The sequence below is a fragment of the Salinimicrobium oceani genome, from assembly GCF_012037645.1.
On the sequence record NZ_JAAVJR010000970.1, the window covers coordinates 1 to 381 of the forward strand.

Annotated in this window: 1 protein-coding gene; it reads right to left on the reverse strand. The window is 44.4% G+C overall.

Features of this window, described 5'->3' with window-relative positions; all coding sequences use genetic code 11:
- On the reverse strand, positions 1–381 hold a 381-nt coding region (locus HC175_RS20305), incomplete at both ends, for a peptidylprolyl isomerase (protein WP_235942711.1).

The window sequence follows — 381 nt, forward strand, 5'->3', positions numbered from 1 at the left end:
TTGTGTCCCGCATCAAATTCGCTGGGGATGAGGTAATCTCCTATTTTGAAGCGCTTTTTGTTGGTGTCCGGATTATCTGAATTTCCTCCCTGGATCACAAATCCATCTGCTACCCTGTGAAAAAAGGTGCCATCGTAATAGTCATTATTCACCATATACAGGAAATTCGCCCTATGTAGGGGAGTGTCCCGGTAAAGTTCCACATCGATGTTTCCGAAACGGGTTTTTATCCGCACCCGGTTCTCATCATGTTCTTTGTGGTATTTCATCATGAAAGGAATGAATTCTTCCTGCACTATAGCAGGTCCTTCCCTTTCAGGAGCTTTTTCTTCAGCCTCCACCACTTTTTCAACTTTGGTGTTGTCTCTGGTTACGGTATCC